This window comes from Achromobacter sp. T5-5, from assembly GCF_055397965.1.
The window spans coordinates 2,593,103-2,608,233 of the sequence record NZ_AP027919.1 but is presented as its reverse complement, the minus strand read 5'-3'; the positions used below and the strand labels follow the sequence as shown (position 1 = coordinate 2,608,233).

General features: G+C 63.5%; 21 protein-coding genes. 5 read left to right on the top strand and 16 right to left on the bottom strand.

Going from position 1 to position 15,131, the window contains the following annotated elements; translation table 11 throughout:
- Positions 1–47: 47 nt before the first annotated feature.
- The 3 genes from clpP to loiP all read right to left on the bottom strand — a co-directional run bounded on the left by clpP (position 48) and on the right by loiP (position 2,936).
- On the bottom strand, positions 48–701 hold the full coding sequence (gene clpP, locus ACZ50Q_RS11855) for an ATP-dependent Clp endopeptidase proteolytic subunit ClpP (RefSeq protein ID WP_092580318.1): 654 nt from the start codon (positions 699–701) through the stop codon (positions 48–50).
- A gap of 4 nt (positions 702–705) precedes the next feature.
- Entirely contained in the window at positions 706–2,016 is a 1,311-nt protein-coding gene (gene tig, locus ACZ50Q_RS11850) for a trigger factor (protein ID WP_092580316.1), read from the bottom strand.
- A 164-nt stretch (positions 2,017–2,180) separates the two neighbouring features.
- Complete coding sequence (loiP, locus tag ACZ50Q_RS11845) at positions 2,181–2,936, bottom strand: metalloprotease LoiP (RefSeq protein WP_464081614.1); 756 nt, start codon at positions 2,934–2,936, stop codon at positions 2,181–2,183.
- A gap of 259 nt (positions 2,937–3,195) precedes the next feature.
- Here loiP and ACZ50Q_RS11840 point away from each other — a divergent pair, with 259 nt between their 5' ends.
- Positions 3,196–3,738, top strand: a complete 543-nt coding sequence (locus tag ACZ50Q_RS11840; RefSeq protein WP_092580314.1) for a TIGR00645 family protein — start codon at positions 3,196–3,198, stop codon at positions 3,736–3,738.
- A 144-nt stretch (positions 3,739–3,882) separates the two neighbouring features.
- Here the strand turns inward: ACZ50Q_RS11840 and ACZ50Q_RS11835 are convergent, their stop codons facing one another.
- The 5 genes from ACZ50Q_RS11835 to ACZ50Q_RS11815 form a co-directional block, all read right to left on the bottom strand.
- The gene (locus ACZ50Q_RS11835; RefSeq protein WP_042794090.1) at positions 3,883–4,089 is read right to left on the bottom strand and encodes a cold-shock protein; all 207 of its coding nucleotides are present in this window, start codon (positions 4,087–4,089) and stop codon (positions 3,883–3,885) included.
- 300 nt (positions 4,090–4,389) lie between these two features.
- Positions 4,390–4,953, bottom strand: coding sequence for a DUF924 family protein (locus ACZ50Q_RS11830; RefSeq protein WP_464081613.1), 564 nt, complete (start codon positions 4,951–4,953; stop codon positions 4,390–4,392).
- A 139-nt stretch (positions 4,954–5,092) separates the two neighbouring features.
- Positions 5,093–5,296 (bottom strand): cold-shock protein, encoded by a 204-nt coding sequence (locus ACZ50Q_RS11825; RefSeq protein WP_006220190.1) that lies wholly within the window; start codon positions 5,294–5,296, stop codon positions 5,093–5,095.
- Positions 5,297–5,666: 370 nt separating this feature from the next.
- A complete protein-coding gene (locus tag ACZ50Q_RS11820; RefSeq protein ID WP_076520388.1) occupies positions 5,667–5,987 on the bottom strand; it encodes a hypothetical protein in 321 nt (106 codons plus the stop codon).
- 92 nt (positions 5,988–6,079) lie between these two features.
- Positions 6,080–6,478, bottom strand: coding sequence for a hypothetical protein (locus tag ACZ50Q_RS11815; protein WP_092580310.1), 399 nt, complete (start codon positions 6,476–6,478; stop codon positions 6,080–6,082).
- Between the two features lie 124 nt (positions 6,479–6,602).
- Here ACZ50Q_RS11815 and ACZ50Q_RS11810 point away from each other — a divergent pair, with 124 nt between their 5' ends.
- The gene (locus tag ACZ50Q_RS11810) at positions 6,603–6,902 is read left to right on the top strand and encodes a DUF2513 domain-containing protein (RefSeq protein WP_076522051.1); all 300 of its coding nucleotides are present in this window, start codon (positions 6,603–6,605) and stop codon (positions 6,900–6,902) included.
- 49 nt (positions 6,903–6,951) lie between these two features.
- On the opposite strand, the gene ACZ50Q_RS11805 is transcribed toward ACZ50Q_RS11810, so the two are convergent.
- A complete protein-coding gene (locus ACZ50Q_RS11805; protein WP_464081612.1) occupies positions 6,952–7,239 on the bottom strand; it encodes a hypothetical protein in 288 nt (95 codons plus the stop codon).
- A gap of 68 nt (positions 7,240–7,307) precedes the next feature.
- Positions 7,308–8,465 carry a DSD1 family PLP-dependent enzyme gene (locus ACZ50Q_RS11800; RefSeq protein ID WP_464081611.1) on the bottom strand — a complete coding sequence of 386 codons (1,158 nt, stop codon included), beginning with the start codon at positions 8,463–8,465 and terminating at the stop codon, positions 7,308–7,310.
- A gap of 124 nt (positions 8,466–8,589) precedes the next feature.
- Here ACZ50Q_RS11800 and ACZ50Q_RS11795 point away from each other — a divergent pair, with 124 nt between their 5' ends.
- On the top strand, positions 8,590–9,504 hold the full coding sequence (locus tag ACZ50Q_RS11795; RefSeq protein ID WP_464081610.1) for a LysR family transcriptional regulator: 915 nt from the start codon (positions 8,590–8,592) through the stop codon (positions 9,502–9,504).
- Positions 9,505–9,521: 17 nt separating this feature from the next.
- Here ACZ50Q_RS11795 and ACZ50Q_RS11790 read toward each other — a convergent pair whose 3' ends face one another.
- The gene (locus tag ACZ50Q_RS11790) at positions 9,522–9,920 is read right to left on the bottom strand and encodes a RidA family protein (RefSeq protein ID WP_076520382.1); all 399 of its coding nucleotides are present in this window, start codon (positions 9,918–9,920) and stop codon (positions 9,522–9,524) included.
- Between the two features lie 153 nt (positions 9,921–10,073).
- Between ACZ50Q_RS11790 and ACZ50Q_RS11785 the strand changes: the two genes are divergently transcribed.
- Positions 10,074–10,382 carry a hypothetical protein gene (locus ACZ50Q_RS11785; protein ID WP_076522050.1) on the top strand — a complete coding sequence of 103 codons (309 nt, stop codon included), beginning with the start codon at positions 10,074–10,076 and terminating at the stop codon, positions 10,380–10,382.
- A gap of 39 nt (positions 10,383–10,421) precedes the next feature.
- Here the strand turns inward: ACZ50Q_RS11785 and ACZ50Q_RS11780 are convergent, their stop codons facing one another.
- Together ACZ50Q_RS11780 and ACZ50Q_RS11775 are read right to left on the bottom strand one after the other, a co-directional pair.
- A complete protein-coding gene (locus ACZ50Q_RS11780; protein ID WP_076520381.1) occupies positions 10,422–10,679 on the bottom strand; it encodes a hypothetical protein in 258 nt (85 codons plus the stop codon).
- 94 nt (positions 10,680–10,773) lie between these two features.
- Positions 10,774–12,423, bottom strand: coding sequence for a PqiB family protein (locus tag ACZ50Q_RS11775; RefSeq protein WP_464081609.1), 1,650 nt, complete (start codon positions 12,421–12,423; stop codon positions 10,774–10,776).
- Positions 12,424–12,583: 160 nt separating this feature from the next.
- Between ACZ50Q_RS11775 and ACZ50Q_RS11770 the strand changes: the two genes are divergently transcribed.
- Positions 12,584–13,069 carry a GNAT family N-acetyltransferase gene (locus tag ACZ50Q_RS11770; protein WP_076520379.1) on the top strand — a complete coding sequence of 162 codons (486 nt, stop codon included), beginning with the start codon at positions 12,584–12,586 and terminating at the stop codon, positions 13,067–13,069.
- A 13-nt stretch (positions 13,070–13,082) separates the two neighbouring features.
- On the opposite strand, the gene ACZ50Q_RS11765 is transcribed toward ACZ50Q_RS11770, so the two are convergent.
- From ACZ50Q_RS11765 to aqpZ, 3 genes are all read right to left on the bottom strand, one after another.
- Positions 13,083–13,391, bottom strand: coding sequence for a DUF3892 domain-containing protein (locus ACZ50Q_RS11765; protein WP_076520378.1), 309 nt, complete (start codon positions 13,389–13,391; stop codon positions 13,083–13,085).
- A 66-nt stretch (positions 13,392–13,457) separates the two neighbouring features.
- The gene (kdsA, locus tag ACZ50Q_RS11760) at positions 13,458–14,315 is read right to left on the bottom strand and encodes a 3-deoxy-8-phosphooctulonate synthase (protein ID WP_076520377.1); all 858 of its coding nucleotides are present in this window, start codon (positions 14,313–14,315) and stop codon (positions 13,458–13,460) included.
- Between the two features lie 92 nt (positions 14,316–14,407).
- Complete coding sequence (gene aqpZ, locus ACZ50Q_RS11755) at positions 14,408–15,121, bottom strand: aquaporin Z (RefSeq protein WP_092580301.1); 714 nt, start codon at positions 15,119–15,121, stop codon at positions 14,408–14,410.
- Between the last annotated feature and the right edge of the window lie 10 nt (positions 15,122–15,131).

Genomic DNA, 15,131 nt, shown 5'->3' with positions numbered 1-15,131 from the left:
TGCGCTTACTCAAACATGATGGCAGCGGGTCAGAATCAACCGGGAAGTCAGCCTTCGGACCGGGAGGCCATGACCTTGTCCACCAGTCCATACGATACCGCATCTTCGGCCGACATGAAGTTGTCACGTTCCGTATCCTGCTCGATGCGCTCCATGCTCTGCCCCGTGTTGGCGGAGAGGATGCGGTTCAGGCGCTCGCGCAGGTCCAGGATTTCGCGGGCCTGGATCTGGATGTCCGACGCTTGCCCCTGGGCGCCGCCGGACGGCTGGTGAATCATGATGCGCGAGTTGGGCAGCGTGAAACGCTTGCCCTTCTTGCCAGCCGCCAGCAGGAACGCGCCCATGCTGGCCGCAAGGCCGGTGCACAGGGTGGACACGTCCGGCTTGACGAACTGCATGGTGTCAAAGATGGCCATTCCCGCGTACACCGACCCGCCGGGCGAGTTGATGTACAGGGAAATGTCCTTGTCAGGATTCTCCGATTCCAGGAACAGCAACTGGGCCACGACCAGATTGGCCGTGGCGTCGTTCACCGGCCCCACCAGGAAAATGAGCCGTTCGCGGAGCAGACGCGAATAGATGTCGTAGGCGCGCTCGCCGCGCCCCGACTGCTCGATCACCATGGGAATGTAGCCCAGGCCGGTGGGGGTCACCGAAGACCCGCCATTCATTGCCGCATAGAAATCGGTGAATCTCTGCATAGTGTTACGCCATCCCCATCAACTGATCGAAAGGCACCTTTTCGTCGGTGACCTTGGCCTTTTCCAACACGTGCGCGACGACGTTGTCTTCCAGCACGATAGCCTCGATTTCAGCACGACGCTGGCGGTCTGCCAGGTAATAGCTGACAACCTGGGCGGGTTGTTCGTAGTTCTGGGCGAATTCTTCGATGCGCGCGCGGACCTGTTCCGGCTTGGCCTGGAGCTGGGCTTGCTTGACCAGTTCGGAGACCAGCAGGCCCAGGCGAACGCGGCGCTCGGACTCGGTCGAGAAGGCTTCGGCCGGGATCGGCACGGATTCGGCGTTCGGCACGCCGCGCTGCTTGAGCTCTTCGCGGGCAGCGGCGACACGGCTTTGCACGTCGTTGTCGACCAGGGCCTTCGGCACATCGAACTTGCCGGCTTCGACCAGGGCGTCCATGACGCTGGACTTGGTGCGGCCTTGCGAACGGACCTTCACTTCACGTTCGATGTTGCTGCGGATGTCGGCCTTGAGCTTTTCGACGTCGCCTTCGGCTTGGCCGAGGGACTTGGCGAATTCGCTGTTCAGTTCGGGCAGGACGCCTTCAGCCACTTCCTTGATGGTGATGGTGAATTCGGCGGTCTTGCCGGCGACTTCCACGCCTTGGTAGTCATCGGGGAACTTGAGCTGGAAAACCTTGGTTTCGCCAGCCTTCAGGCCGCGGGCGGCTTCTTCGAATTCCGGCAGCATGCGGCCTTGGCCGAGCACGAACGGGAAGTCTTCGGCCTTGCCGCCTTCGAAGGGCACGCCGTCGATGGTGCCGGCGAAATCCAGCGTGACGCGGTCGCCGTCGGCGCTGGCACGGCCTTCACGGGCTTCGAACGTGGCGCGCTGCTTGCGCAGCACGTCCAGGGTCTGCTGCACTTCGGCGTCGGTGACGGCGGTTTCGTAGCGGGTGACGGCCAGGGTGGACAGGTCCGGCACCGCGACTTCGGGGTAGACCTCGAACGTGGCGGTGAACGCCAGCGTGTCGTCGGAGACGCCTTCCGTCTTGGGTTCGAGATTCGGGGCGCCAGCGACGCGCAGCTTGGCGCCGTCGATGGCTTGTTCAAAGGCACGGCCAACTTGGCTATTGATCACGTCGTAGCGGATGCTGGGGCCATGGCTGCGCTCGAGCATGGCGAGCGGCGCCTTGCCCGGGCGAAAGCCCGGAACCTTGGCGGTGCGAGCCACGCGCTTCAATTGCGCCTGGACTTCCTTTTCGACGTCGGCCACCGAGACGGCCAGATCAACACGGCGCTCCAGGCCGGAGAGGGTTTCAACCACAGGCTGCATTAAAAGACCTATTTTCCGAGAGATGAGATTACGGGCGGATAAACGCGGCATTTTACCGGAAACTTCCGGAACCCTGACGCAAAGAGGCGCGAGCCCCGGATTTGCCCGGATGCTCGCGCCCCATTTTTCGCCCAAAAAGCGAGGACGGACGCCTGGCTGCGAGGTTACTTGGCCTTGGCGATGCGGTCTTCGATGTGTTGCGCGCGCTTGGCCGAGGACGGGTGCGAGCTCATCATATCGCTCTTGCCGCCATCCAGCTCGGCGAGCTTCTGGAATGCGGTCACCAGGCCGCGGGTATTGAGCTTCTTGGATTGCAGCAGATCGAACGAATAATCGTCCGCCGCGCTTTCCTGCGACTGCGAGAATTGCGCGTTGATGAACTTTTCGGTCAGGTCGCCGAGCTGCGAGGAGCTGAGCGCCGCGACCGTCGAGCCGCCCGCCGCGCCCGCTGCGTCACGCGCGGCCGAAACCGTGTAGGCGGTCTGCATGGCCTTTTTCGAGTGGCCCAGCGCCACGTGACCGATTTCATGGCCCACCACGCCCATCACTTCATCATCGGACATCATGTCCATCAGGCCGCTGTACACGCGGATGCAGCCGTTGGCCATGGCCCACGCGTTGACGTCCTTGGTCCGGTAGACCTTGTAGCTCGCCTTCTGGCCATTGACCGTCCCGCCCAGCGACTTGGCGATCTTCTGCAGGCGGGCGTCGTACTTGCTGCCCGGCGCCGCGATCTTTTCCTGCGAGTCGCTCTGCGCGCACGCCTTGTCCGACAGGGTCTTGATCTCGGCATCGCTCAGCGTGGCCGCCTGGACCACCTTGGCGCCGGCACCCACGAGCCCTCCGATGTCCAGGGCCTGCGCGGCCGAGTAAGGCGCGAGCGCAACTGCCAGCGCGGCGACGGTGTAGCGAATCTTCATGGGAACAAACTCCTATTGACTTGTTCTATGCAAACGAGGCGGCAATTCTATATACGCCCAAAGCTTTCGAAGTATTCCGGCACAGAGTTTCGCAAATGCGAATTTCGCTTACATAAAAGCCGAGCAATCCCGAGGGAGCCATGCTAGGCAGCTGGTGAGGCTGACGGAGTTCAGCTAAAACAGATGACCGCCTGTCTTGTGGCATTGATAGAATTGCCGCCGCGCTTTTTTTCGCAAACAACATCGGCTCGCACCCAATATGATCCCGAATTCCCCTCCTCGCCTGGGCCTGCTTCCCAGCCTGATCTTCAGCTCGCGCTGGCTGCAGTTACCGCTCTACCTGGGCCTGATCGTCGCGCAGGGCGTCTATGTCCTGCTGTTCCTCAAGGAACTGTGGCACCTCGTGACTCACGCCACCAGCTTTGGCGAAATGGAGATCATGCTGATCGTGCTGGGGCTCATCGACGTCGTCATGATCTCCAACCTGCTGGTCATGGTGATCGTGGGCGGCTACGAGACTTTTGTGTCCCGCCTGCGGCTGCAGAACCATCCCGACCAGCCTGAATGGCTTAGCCACGTGAACGCCAGTGTGCTGAAGGTCAAGCTCGCAATGGCGATCATCGGCATCTCGTCGATCCACCTGCTGCGCACCTTCATCGAAGCGGGGACCATCGGCATGCCGAACGCGCGCTTCACGGAAGCCGGCGTCATGTGGCAGACGATCATCCACGCCATCTTCATCTTGTCCGCCCTCGGCATCGCGCTCGTGGACAAACTGTCGACCAGCAGCCCCAAGCACTGAGCAGCCGGGACAAAAAAAAGCCCCACGCAAAAGGTGGAGGCTTGACGAGAAAACCAACCCGATCCCCACGAAGCCGTGCGCTGAGTGGGGATTGTTCTATTCAGGGCTAGAACATTGGGAGCCCGGTGCGCGACCCTGGAGGCCTCAGGCCGCGACCTTGATGTTCTTGGCGCTGGGACCCTTGGGACCGGTTCCAACGTCGAACGTGACGCGTTGGTTCTCTTGAAGCGACTTATAGCCTTCGCTACGGATTTCGGAGTAGTGAGCGAAAAGATCCTTGCTGCCGTCGTCGGGCATGATGAAGCCATAACCCTTTTCGGCGTTGAACCATTTGACGATGCCGGTTGCCATGGGGATGTCCTTGACCTAAAAAAGCGATTGCTCGCGGGGCGCCAGATCATCAAGGATGGGAGAGGATAGCAACCGCGGCACCACTGACGGCGACCAAGGAGAACGCAGACCGCGTCGCTTGAGAATCTCGCTGAAATCAGTTTATTGGCGAACGTCGAAAAACGTCAAATAGCCGAAAGGCTGCTTTAGCCCGCGCGCAGCCGCTCCGCACCAGCAAAACAGGGCAAACCGCAAGCGGTTGGACGGGGAAAATTTTCAACTTGCCACCCACCGATACAGGTGGATACCGTGCGGTGCGGGCTACCCCGCAAACCCGCCCGAATCCAGGAACGCAAGCTCGGCCGGGGTCGTCTGGCGCCCCAGGGCCGCGTTACGGTGCGGGAAGCGCCCGAAGCGCGCGATGATGTCGCGATGCAGGACGGCCCAGCGCAGGGACTCGGGGCCAAGCGGTTCCATCAGGGAGACGCCACGGTCCTGCGCGGCCAGGTTCTCGGCATGTTCGAAGGGAAGATAAAAGAACTGGCGGACGACGGCATCCACCTTGAGGTCATGCCCCGCCGCGATCGCTCGCTCGGCAAAATGCAGCGCGAGAGCATCGGTCGCGAACATGTGCCCGGTATCGCGATAGGCGTTTCGGGGGAACTGGTCCAGGAGAATCATCAGCGCCAGGGCGCCCGTCGGCTCATCGAGCCAGCCATCCAACTGGCGCGCCGCGGCCGCCATGTGCGTTTGCTCGAAGCGGGCTTTGAATTCCGCATCGAACTGCGCGCTTTTGTTGAACCACCGCTTGGGGCCGGCATCCAGCCAGAATTGCGCCACTTCCTGTGGCTGTGTGGCAATAGGCAAGTCGGATGTGGCGGTCATGGAGGCGGCGAGTCCTGAAGGCAAGATAAAAAACAACGAGGGTCGCACAACGCGGGGCGCACTTTGATCGGCCGCCGCGCATATCGACCAAAAACAAAAAAAGCCCCACGAGGGGGCTTTTTTGCGAAAAATCAGAACCTTACAGGACCTGAATCTTCGTGGCTTGCGGGCCCTTGGGGCCATTGGCCGTCACAAAGCTGACGCGCTGGTTCTCTTCCAGAGACTTGAAGCCCGAGCCCTGAATTTCGGAGAAGTGAGCGAACAGATCCTTGCCACCCGCTTCCGGGGTGATGAAGCCATAGCCCTTTTCCGAATTGAACCACTTAACGACGCCGGTTTCCATACTGTATTTCCTAGAGATAATGGGCAAATGCCCGGAGGTCACGAATCAATCAAGGAGGGGACAGTAGAACAATAACGCTGAGCCGGAAAAGGCACGGCACTGATCGAAAATCGCAACGCTTGTGATCGTGTGCCGATACTATCGTTATGTTCCCCTCACAAGTCAACATAATCCTAAAAAATACGTGCCAATAATGCAACAAAGAGAAACTGCGCAGTTATTTCGCACGTTTATTTAGGCAACAAGAAGCCCTGCATAGGTGTTAACACCCATACAACCAAAAAAACAAACAGGGCTTATATAAATGCCATCAAAAGTGCGCACAACCTTCAATACGCCGTTTGGATGACACCATGGTTTGCCGCCAGGCTTACTCTTCGATAGGTAAACCCAACAAGTCGAGCGCCGCACCAAATGCATCGGGGCCCGAGCAAAGGAAAACCGCCACGTCGCCGGGGTTCATATTTTCCAGGACTTGGTCGATCTGTTCTTGCGCATTATCAACATTGTCGACATTAGCAGCGTGTATGTCCGCTCCGGCGTCGACTTTTTCGCGCGGCACGATGTCTGCGATTGCATTGAGATCGGTGACGCCCATGACGACATAGGCGCTGATGCTCTCGCCATCCAGCGTGGTATGCAGCTCTACGCCGCCCGCTACGTCGGCAACGTGCCGACTGAGTATTTCCATTTCCATCTTCCTTGATTTGCGGGCCTGGCCCGCCTGGGCACGCACCGCGCAGGTGCACACGCACGCCCAGGCGCGACTATAACAGCCTTGGGCTATCGTTTCTTGACATTCGGACCAAGCGAAGGGCGCGCGGCACCGGAAGTGGCCGCCACGCTGCGGCAGCGCACCCCGGCGGCGGTCAGGACGCGGGCCAGCGGCTTCTGTGCCGCGAGGAATGCGGCCTTCTCGTCGCCCGCCAGTTTGCAGAGGAACAGTTGGGCCTGGAGCTGTGTGCGGCGGGCCTTGCGGTTGTCGGCCTCTTGGGCGAGCCATTCGCCCACCCAGGACGCCGCCGCATCGGCGTCGCCTTGCTGCTTGACGTGCCCCAGCAGGTCGTAGACGGTCACCCCGTCGATGCGCTCATCCTCGCCGCGCGAGAGAAACAGCTTGGCGGCCTGGCCCGTGTAGCCGGGGACGACTGCCAGGCAGTCCCGTTCTGCGGGTTTTTTCATGGTGTATTCGAGTGTGGTTTATCGAGAACCCCGGACTGTAACGCAGGCGCGCTCGCCGTCCTATTGCTGCAGCCGAAGTCTGCTATTGTCATCGTGTTCTTTTTATCCCTTCATGGTGGACATCATGCAACGCGATTTCGATCTGGTCGTCACGATCCTGGGGGCTCTGCGCGACGCGCCGGGCCCCAACCTGAGCACCCACGACATCAAGAATGCCGCGCTCGCGCCGCATCCCGAAGAACAAGGCCTGCAACTCATCGCGCATCACCTTGACCTGCTGGAAGATGCCGGCCTGGTCAAACAGATCAGCGAGACGGCGGCGACCGCGGGCGCGACGCGCTGGCGCATCACCTGGAAGGGCTACGACGCCCTCGAGCAGGACGAAGACGACGAAGAGGACGAGGATTACGACGCGGAAGAATGACCACCTGGACCGCCAGGCGGAGAGCGGGCCGTTCAGACCTTGGGCAGCGCTAGGGACGATCCGCCCGGCGGCGTTGCAGGATGCGGCGTGTGAGCAGCGATGCCGCGGCGGCAATGACCAGGCTGAACATGAAGGCGGCGATGGACAGCATCGCCGCCAGATCGCTGAAGCCGCCCTGGCGCGCCAGCAGCAGCACCGCCACGAAGATGGCCGCCGCCAGCGCAACCACTCCCATCACCAGGTGTTTGACCGAATGCAGCCGGCCGCACAACGCGCCGCCCGCCAGCGCGGCGGCGACCAGGGCGGCCATGGACCAGAACAGATACTCGTAGTGCATGGGGACGGTCTCCGCCGAAGGCATTGAGGCGCCCGCATTATAGGCGGCGCCCGCCCCCGGCGGACGGCCTACCAGCCGCGGAACCGCTCCCAACGCGCCACCACGCCCGGCTCCCCCGGCCGCACGACGTCATAGGCGTCGTGCTGCGCGCAGGTGGCGCACGCATGATTGGGCAGGATGCGCAATTTGGCGCCGATGGGCAGATCGGGCAGGACAGCGGTGCTGCCGGCGCGCAGCTTGATGATGCCCTGCTCCTGGTTGGTTTCGGCCAGCAGCACATCCGGATAGACCTGGCCATCCACATCGCATACCAGCCCATACAACTGATCCACCGGCTGCTTGGCGGTGCCCCGGTCGCGCGACAGGGCCATCCAGCCGGCGTCGACCAGGATCCAGCCTTTTTCGGGCTGGTGGCCGATCACGGTGGTCAACACCGTGGCGGCGATGTCGTCGACGCGGCATACGCCCAATCCGGCCATGACCAGATCGAAGAACACGTAGACCCCCGCGCGGACTTCGGTCACGCCGTCGAGATGGCGCGCGAAGTGCGCGGTGGGCGTGGATCCGACGCTCACGACCGGGCACGGCAGGCCCGCTGAACGGATCGCCTGCGCACAGCTCACGGCGGCCCAGCGCTCCTGTTCGGCCATGTCTGCAATGGCCTCGACGCTGCGGCAGCCATAGGACTCACCAGCGTGCGTCATGACGCCACGCAGGCAGCCGACGTCGTCATGCAATGCGCGGGCAATCGCCAGCAGACGGTCTGTGTCCTTGGGCTGCACGCCGGCGCGGTGCCCGTCGCAGTCGATTTCGATGAGCGCCGGAATGCACAGGCCGGCCGCTCTGGATCGTGCCGCCAAGGCCCGCGCCGCCTCGACGCTGTCCACCACCACGGTCAGGTCGACGCCGCGCTGGCGCAATGCCACCACGCGGTCCAGCTTGGCGGGCGACACGCCGACCGCATACAGGAGGTCCGTGACGCCCGCGGCGGCAAATTGCTCGGCCTCCTGCAGGGTCGACACGGCGGCCGGCCCCTGGGGCGTTGCCATGAGCCGGCGGGCGACCTCGATGGATTTGGGCGTCTTCAGGTGGGGGCGCAAGGTGACGCCGTGCCTGGCCATCAGGGCATTCAGGCGTTCGATATTGCGCGTCATGCGCGCTTCGTCGAGCAGCAGGCAAGGCGTTTCCAGGGAGTCCAGCGTGCGCGTGGCGCTTTCCAGGTTCATGGCAGTCTCTTGGACGAAACAGTAAGGGCGGGCATCACGGCCCGCGCGAATCAGCACGGAGTATGGCGCGGATACGGCTTCCCATGTTTAATCCAGTATTAATCTTCCATTAAGGTCTGCCTAAATGCTGACTACCGAGGACCTGCGCTTTTTCCTGTGCCTTGCAGCGGCCGGCTCGCTCGCCCAGACGGCGCGCTCGCTGGACGTGACGCCGCCAGCCGTCACGCAGCGGCTGCACGCGCTGGAAAGGCGCCTGGGGGTGCGGCTGGTCAACCGGTCCGCGCGCGGCATCGCGCTGACCGATGAGGGTCGCCTCCTGGCCATGCGCGCCGGGCAGATCTGCAACGAGCTGGGCGATCTGGCCGATGAGCTTGCGGGGCGCCGCGGCGTGGTGGCGGGCCATCTTCGTGTGGTCGCACCGCTGGGTTTCGGTCAGCGATTCATTGCCGGGCTGGTGGCGGACTTTCGTTCCGCCAGCCAAGACGTTACGGCGAGCCTCACGCTGTCGGACGGCCCTCCCCGCCTGGCCTCGGACGATTGGGACGTCATGGTGCATATCGGCGAGTTGCGCGATTCCGCCCTCGTCGCCCATCCCCTGGCGCCCAACCGGCGCATCTTGTGCGCATCGCCTGCCTACCTGGCGCGGCGCGGTGCGCCAGCCAAGCCGGAAGACCTGCGCAATCACGACTGCATCGCCTTGCGGGAAAACGACGAGGACGTGACGCTTTGGCGGTTCAGGCATGCGCACGGAGCCGCCATGGGTGTGCGCATTGCGCCGATCCTGTCCAGCAATGCGGGCGCGACGGCGCTGGAATGGGCGCTGGCCGGGCACGGCATCGTGGCAAGGTCGGAATGGGACGTGGCCGCACATCTGCGCACGCGCGCGCTCGTCCCCTTGCTGGCGGAGTGGAACCTGCCTGATGCGAATGTGGTGGCGCTGGTGAAGTCGCGGCAGGAGCTGTCCGCGCGTACCGCCGGATTCCTGGCGTGCCTGCGCGCCGCGTTCGCAGTGCCGCCCTGGCGGGAGGCGTCGGCCTAGCAGGCCGGCGCGGCAGGTCAGTCCAGCATCGCTTCCGCCTCGATCTCGATCAGCCATTCCGGCAGCGACAGGCCGCTGACGATGATCCACGAAGACGGGGGCGGGTCGACCTTGAAGCGGTCGCGCAGCGCCTGCGCGACGACCTCCTGCTCGGTGCGGACCGTATCGCAGATGTAGATGCGCAGCATGATGACCTGCGCCAGATTGCCGCCCGCGGCCGCCAGGACCCGCTCGATGTTGTCCAGGGCGGCTTCGGTCTGCACCTGCAGGCCTGGGCCAACCGTCCGCTCGTTGGCATCGACGCCGACCTGGCCCGACAGCAGCATCCGGCGCTGCCCGGTCACGATGACGGCCTGGCTGAAGCCGTACTGCACGGAATTGAAGACCGTATCGGGATTCACGACGGTTCGGGACATCATCGGCTCCTTGGACTGCCGGCGTTGCGCGGCGGGCCATTCTAGCAACAGGCGTTATCGACACAGGGTTGCGGCGCGTCGACCAAACGCGGTATGGATTGGCGTGCCCGCCTTTGCTACGCTGGTTTCACCTGATCAGCCAGGGTGATGGCCATGAGCAACAAGATCCGAGTCCTGTGCATCCAGCCCGCCTCGATGTCGGCGCGCTTCGCTTTCCTAGCCATCGCCTTGAAGTGGTCGCTGGGCGTCACGCCCCGCCCTTCCCGTCTGCAGATCGGGCCGCACGATCTTGCGCCCGAGGGGTCGGAGGCGGCCTTCTGGCAGTTCGCGCTGCGCCACGCCTGCTCCAGCCAGTCCATTCTGGTCACCCGCGACGATCGTTGGGATGTGTCGGCGTCGGTGGATGGCGACGAGGTCAGAGCCTTCGGCCGGACCTTCGCGCTGCGGCAGTGCCTGTATTGACTCGCCCCCTTAGTTGACTCGCCCCCTTTGTCCCGCGCCTCAGGCGTCGAGCGGGGCCTTGCGGTGATATGCCGCCATTTCCTCGGGGGTCCAGCGCTGGCGCGCTTCGTCCTGGCAGCAGGTCCGGTACACCAGCGCGCCCACATCCAGGAAACGCTTCATTTCGGCTTCGGATAGTTTTCCCTGCACCTGCAACAGGCAATCCGCCAGGGTAGAGAGCACGCCATCCCATCCGTCGAACCTGCCCGGCGCAACCGGCAGCGTAATCATGCGCGCCATCATTTCACTATGGTCCATGCTGAATCTCCCCTGTGACGCGGCGCCCTATCCAGACTGGCAGAGGGCTCCCCAGGATTCCCAGCAAGTGGCGTTCCCGGCCAATCGCGGCCGCCTAGCGAGCGGGGGCGCGCGCCGGCACGGTATCGGGCGCCCGGCCGCGCAACAACGAGCCCGGATGGGTCTGCAGGTAGTCGGCCAATTCGCGCAACGACCGGGCCGTGCGGGCAAGCTCTTGCAGCAGCGTGGCCGTATTGACAGGCAGACCCGCGTCGGGACTGAGCATTCCGCCCACGACGGCAAGCGATCTGCCGGCCTGACGCAACATGGCGGACGCCTCGGGCGCCAACTGCGTGTCCAGGCGCTTGACCAGCCTGGACGTCCCCTGCAGCAGGTTGCCCACTTCGGCGCCCAGGCCATCGAAGGGAATCCGGTCGAGCTTGGTCAGGATGCTGTTTAGCTGGAGCTGCAACTGATCCAGATTGTTTGGCACGGTCGGGATGAAGGGCGCTTCTTCCATTTTGAACGTGGCCGGATCGGCATCGGGAAACACCGCCATGGCGACATACAACTGGCCCGTCAGCAGGTTGCCGATGCGCAACTGCGCGCGCAGGCCGCGATCGATCATGGCCGCCATCAGTTTGCCGCTGGGATGTTCCAGCGAGGACCCCGAAAATTCCCGGATTTCTTCAAACGTCTTGGCGCCCAGTCGCTCGGGATAGAGGGTGGCGCCCACAAGCGCGTAGAACTGATTGGTTGTCCGATCGAGCTCCAGGCCGATGGAATCCACCTGGCCGACGGGGGCGCCGAACGCGTCAATGGGCGCGCCGACGGACAGCCCCCGCACCGACTGGTCAAACCGCATGCGTATGCGCAGCGGCAAGCCGTCTGGCTGCGCACGCGCAGCCGTTTCGGACGAGTAGATCGGGAAGGAGGCATTGGGCTTGGCCGCGGCATGCAGACGCGTGTCGATGGTATCGAAGGCCACGCCGCCCACGATCACCGACAGCAGCGATTGCGACCGCACTTCCAATCCCCTGGAGTCCACCGAGAAATCCACGCCGCTCGCGTTCCAGAAACGCGTGCCTTCATTGACATAGGCGTCATTGGGTGCATCGACGAACACCTGGATGTCGACCCCGTTGCCGCTGCTGTCCAGGCGATAGCCCACCACCTGCCCGACCGAGATGCGCCGGTAATAGACGGGCGATCCGATGTCCAGCGAGCCGAGATCATGGGCCTTCAAGGTAAACCGCTTGCCTGGGCGATCCTGCGTCACTTCGGGCGGGACCTCCAGCCCGACGAAGGAAAACTTGGTGGCCTTCTCGGGTATGTCCTTGGCGTTGTGGCCAGCCGGATCCAGGCCGATGTATGCGCCGGAGAACAAGGTGCTCAGCCCCGAGACGCCGCTCAGGGTAAGGCGCGGACGCACCACCCAGAACACGGTTCCTTCCTGCAGGAGACCGGCCGCCTCCTTGTTGAGCCGTACCGTCGCCACGACGCCCGTGCGGTCCGGATTGAGCGCCACGCGCTGCACGATGCCCACATTCACTTCTTTGTAGCGGACCTGCGTCTTGCCAGACTCCAGCCCTTCCGCGGTCTGGAAGCTGATCGTGGCCTGCGGGCCCGCCTCCATCCAGACCCGCAGCACGAGCAGCAAGCCGCCAACCGCCGCAATGATCGGCACCAGCCAGATCCAGGAAAACCGCCGGCGGCTCCCGGCAGGCGGGGACGTTTTACCGGGGGCAGGAGCGATCTCGGGCATTGAGGAAACCCTCGGGAATGCGGAACCGGACTCTAGGCACAATCCCGATCAAGCGTCGCGCCAGGTGGCCCGCCGCGCAACAAGGGTATTCCCGACATGCCGGCCTGCCCTCGCACCCAATAGCGGGTAGGATAGCCATCCCAATAAACAGGAATGCTCCGTGAATATCGAAATCCGTCCCGCCGCTCCGTCGGACGCGGCCCAGATCCATGCTTTCATCACCGAACTGGCCGTTTACGAACGCGCGGCCCACGAGGTGATCGCCAGCGCCGAAGACGTCAGGCGCACCCTGTTCGCCGAAGGCGCGCCCGCGCGGGCGCTGATGTGCCTGCTGGATGGCAAGGCCATTGGCTATGCCGTCTACTTCTACAGCTATTCCACGTGGCTGGGAAAGAACGGCATTTATCTGGAGGATTTGTACGTCACGCCAGAGCACCGCGGCATCGGGGCCGGCCGCGACCTGTTGCGCCACTTGGCGCAAGAAGCGGTCGCCAATGGCTGCGGGCGGCTGGAATGGAGCGTGCTTGACTGGAACCAGCCCGCCATCGACTTCTACCAATCCATCGGCGCTCTGCCGCAGGACGAGTGGGTGCGCTACCGGATGGCCGGCGAGGCGCTGCGCAATTTCGCCGAGGGCCGCCGCTAGGGCTGGCGGCCGGTCAGAACTCTGGCAGGTCGAACAGCGTGTGCAGCGTGGAGCTGGGCACCGGCACCGACGCCAGGTGCTCGCGCCCGCCGTCATCCACCAGCACGCGCACCGCGCGCGATGCGACGGTCAGGCCGTCCACGCTGATCGCCGTTTCGACTTCCGCGCCATCCTTGATGAGTTCGATGACTTCGGAAGCCGCGGCGGTCGTGGGTTCCGAAATCCATCCGGGCACGCCGCGCACGGCCTGCCCCCAGCGCACGTAGGCGATATGGCCGCTCACGGCCTCTTTGCGCACGGCGACGATCACATACAAAGACATCCAGGCCTCCCTATTGTGTGGCCTGGATCGTATAACAGCTTGGCGTATCCGAGATGACCGCCGATATCAAGGTTCGATGTCGATGGGCGCAAAGGACTTTACCAGGTCGTCCAGCTGCTTGAGCTGGGTCAGGAAGGGTTCGAGCTTGTCCAGCGGCAACGCGCTGGGGCCGTCGCATTTTGCGTTCTTGGGATCCGGATGGGCTTCCAGGAACAGGCCCGCCAGGCCGACCGCCATGCCCGCGCGGGCCAATTCCGCCACCTGCTCGCGGCGCCCGCCCGACGCCGCGTCCAGCGCCGAACGCTGTTGCAGCGCATGCGTCACGTCGAAGATCAGGGGGCGGTTGCCGGACACTTTTTTCATGACGCCAAAACCCAGCATGTCCACCACGAGATTGTCGTAGCCGAAGCTGGTGCCGCGATCGCAGAGGATCAGCTTGTCGTTGCCGGCCTCGGTGAATTTCTCGACGATATTGAGCATCTGCGTGGGGCTCAGGAATTGCGGCTTCTTGATGTTGACGATGCGCTGCGTCTTGGCCAACGCCACGACCAGATCCGTCTGCCGAGCCAGGAACGCCGGCAGTTGCAGGACGTCGACCACTTCGGCGACGGGGGCCGCCTGCCAGGGCTCGTGCACGTCGGTAATGACGGGAACGCCGAACTCCTTTTTTACGGCCTCGAAGATCTTCATGCCCTCTTCCAGGCCCGGGCCGCGGTACGAATGGATGGACGAGCGGTTGGCCTTGTCGAACGAGGCCTTGAACACATAGGGAATGCCGAGCTTGGCGGTCACGCGCTGGTATTCCTCGCAGGCACGCAGGGCAAGGTCCTTGGATTCCAGCACGTTGATGCCGCCGAACAGCACGAAAGGACGATCGTTCGCGCAGGCGATCGAGGAAGAAATGACGACTTCTGGGGCGGTCATGATGGGCAATCCTGTAAAGATGAGGCAAGTGATAGTGCGTAATGTACAACCTGCCCCGCCCCTGCCTCATCTGCCGCCCGGTGGCCGCCCCCCTACGCCCGCTCTTCGGCCGGCACGCTGACCAGCCGATACGCGATGGCGCCGATGATCGCGCCCGCCACCGGCGCGACCCAGAACAGCCACAGTTGTTCCAGTGCCCACCCGCCCACGAACAGCGCGGGTCCGGTCGAGCGCGCGGGATTCACCGAGGTGTTCGTGACCGGAATGCTGATCAGGTGGATCAGCGTCAGCGCCAGGCCGATCGGGATCGCCGCAAACCCCGCAGGGGCCCGCTTGCTGGTGGATCCCAGGATGACGAACAGAAAGCCCGCGGTCAGCACCACCTCGGTCACCAGCGCGGACAGCAGCGAATATTTGCCGGGCGAGAATGCGCCATAGCCGTTTGCGGCGAAGTGGCTGCCTTTCAGGTCGAAGCCCAGCTTTCCGTTGGCGATGCACGCCAGCACCGCGGCCGCCGCGATGGCGCCCAGGACCTGGACGATGACGTAGGGCAGGATCTCCTTGGCGGGAAAGCGCCCCCCTGCGACCAAGCCGATGGTGACGGCGGGATTGAAGTGCCCGCCGGAAATATGACCCACGGCAAAAGCCATGGTCAGCACCGTGAGCCCGAAGGCCAAGGCGACGCCAGCGAAACCGATGCCAAGTTCGGGAAAGCCTGCAGCCAGCACGGCCGCCCCGCAACCGCCCAGCACCAGCCAGAACGTGCCGAAGAATTCCGCGCCGCAACGCTTGGATAGCGAGTACATGTCTACTCCT

Coding starts and splice junctions, on each gene's coding strand:
- ACZ50Q_RS11780 (WP_076520381.1), bottom strand. CDS start 10,679: ATGGACCATAGTGAAATGATGGCGCGCATGATTACGCTGCCGGTTGCG.
- ACZ50Q_RS11820 (WP_076520388.1), bottom strand. CDS start 5,987: ATGGAAATACTCAGTCGGCACGTTGCCGACGTAGCGGGCGGCGTAGAG.
- ACZ50Q_RS11805 (WP_464081612.1), bottom strand. CDS start 7,239: ATGCACTACGAGTATCTGTTCTGGTCCATGGCCGCCCTGGTCGCCGCC.
- ACZ50Q_RS11810 (WP_076522051.1), top strand. CDS start 6,603: ATGCAACGCGATTTCGATCTGGTCGTCACGATCCTGGGGGCTCTGCGC.
- tig (WP_092580316.1), bottom strand. CDS start 2,016: ATGCAGCCTGTGGTTGAAACCCTCTCCGGCCTGGAGCGCCGTGTTGAT.
- ACZ50Q_RS11825 (WP_006220190.1), bottom strand. CDS start 5,296: ATGGAAACCGGCGTCGTTAAGTGGTTCAATTCGGAAAAGGGCTATGGC.
- ACZ50Q_RS11785 (WP_076522050.1), top strand. CDS start 10,074: ATGAGCAACAAGATCCGAGTCCTGTGCATCCAGCCCGCCTCGATGTCG.
- ACZ50Q_RS11815 (WP_092580310.1), bottom strand. CDS start 6,478: ATGAAAAAACCCGCAGAACGGGACTGCCTGGCAGTCGTCCCCGGCTAC.
- ACZ50Q_RS11795 (WP_464081610.1), top strand. CDS start 8,590: ATGCTGACTACCGAGGACCTGCGCTTTTTCCTGTGCCTTGCAGCGGCC.
- clpP (WP_092580318.1), bottom strand. CDS start 701: ATGCAGAGATTCACCGATTTCTATGCGGCAATGAATGGCGGGTCTTCG.
- ACZ50Q_RS11790 (WP_076520382.1), bottom strand. CDS start 9,920: ATGTCCCGAACCGTCGTGAATCCCGATACGGTCTTCAATTCCGTGCAG.
- loiP (WP_464081614.1), bottom strand. CDS start 2,936: ATGAAGATTCGCTACACCGTCGCCGCGCTGGCAGTTGCGCTCGCGCCT.
- ACZ50Q_RS11775 (WP_464081609.1), bottom strand. CDS start 12,423: ATGCCCGAGATCGCTCCTGCCCCCGGTAAAACGTCCCCGCCTGCCGGG.
- ACZ50Q_RS11835 (WP_042794090.1), bottom strand. CDS start 4,089: ATGGCAACCGGCATCGTCAAATGGTTCAACGCCGAAAAGGGTTATGGC.
- ACZ50Q_RS11800 (WP_464081611.1), bottom strand. CDS start 8,465: ATGAACCTGGAAAGCGCCACGCGCACGCTGGACTCCCTGGAAACGCCT.
- aqpZ (WP_092580301.1), bottom strand. CDS start 15,121: ATGTACTCGCTATCCAAGCGTTGCGGCGCGGAATTCTTCGGCACGTTC.
- ACZ50Q_RS11830 (WP_464081613.1), bottom strand. CDS start 4,953: ATGACCGCCACATCCGACTTGCCTATTGCCACACAGCCACAGGAAGTG.
- kdsA (WP_076520377.1), bottom strand. CDS start 14,315: ATGACCGCCCCAGAAGTCGTCATTTCTTCCTCGATCGCCTGCGCGAAC.
- ACZ50Q_RS11765 (WP_076520378.1), bottom strand. CDS start 13,391: ATGTCTTTGTATGTGATCGTCGCCGTGCGCAAAGAGGCCGTGAGCGGC.
- ACZ50Q_RS11840 (WP_092580314.1), top strand. CDS start 3,196: ATGATCCCGAATTCCCCTCCTCGCCTGGGCCTGCTTCCCAGCCTGATC.